The sequence below is a fragment of the Candidatus Pelagibacter communis genome, assembly GCF_001179845.1.
Lineage (GTDB): Bacteria > Pseudomonadota > Alphaproteobacteria > Pelagibacterales > Pelagibacteraceae > Pelagibacter > Pelagibacter ubique_Q.
On record NZ_CVSB01000043.1, the window covers coordinates 1 to 707 of the forward strand.

The 707-nt window shown below is 25.3% G+C and carries 2 protein-coding genes; both read right to left on the reverse strand.

The window, feature by feature from the left end; all coding sequences use genetic code 11:
• Positions 1-133 (reverse strand): EVE domain-containing protein (locus AMN81_RS04180; RefSeq protein WP_143312059.1); only part of this gene is annotated, 133 nt, incomplete at its 3' end.
• A gap of 18 nt (positions 134-151) precedes the next feature.
• Positions 152-707 (reverse strand): hypothetical protein (locus AMN81_RS06385; protein ID WP_179850566.1); only part of this gene is annotated, 556 nt, incomplete at its 5' end.

The window sequence follows — 707 nt, forward strand, 5'->3', positions numbered from 1 at the left end:
TTTTCATACTTTTTAAATTTTTAGCTGCCTGATAGTTTCTAACACCATCCCAGGGAGCACCTTTAGCACCTGCCTTTATTTGTTGATCAATTGACCAAACATCTGGTTCAGATTTCATTAACCAATACCGCATTTAATTGTCTCTCATTTGCTATTTTATCTCATAAAGTCTTGAGTTTAAAAAGTGGTTTTGTTTAGTTTCTATTAAAATCCAAGTATCTTTTTTATCATCAGGTAAAGCGCAATTAAATCCAACAAGAGGCTCATAACATATAACCCAAATCATTTTTTGATTCTTCGATACATCTTTCAGATTAACAATTTTAAAATCTCTCTCTTTAAATCCTTCAAGAGTTTTAATATAATTTTCAACTAATTTTGTCAGTCTCTTTGATGCTTTTGCACTTACAGCTAAATTAGTATTAATAGTTAAATTTTGGACATTATATTTTTCTAAATTACTAAAAAATTTTTTAAATTCAGGTTTATTTACTTTTCTATCTTTAATTTCTATAAAATTATTTACAATAGTAGGCGCTAATAAAAAAATAAAAATAAAAATCTTGATTTTTTTATTTTCAATTTCAAAAATTAGAGAAGAGATCAATATTAGAATGGGTATTAATACAAAAATAATATATCTATCAGTTAAAACTGGAGTTTTTATATAACCATAAGATAAAGGAATAACATAAGAAAACACTAGC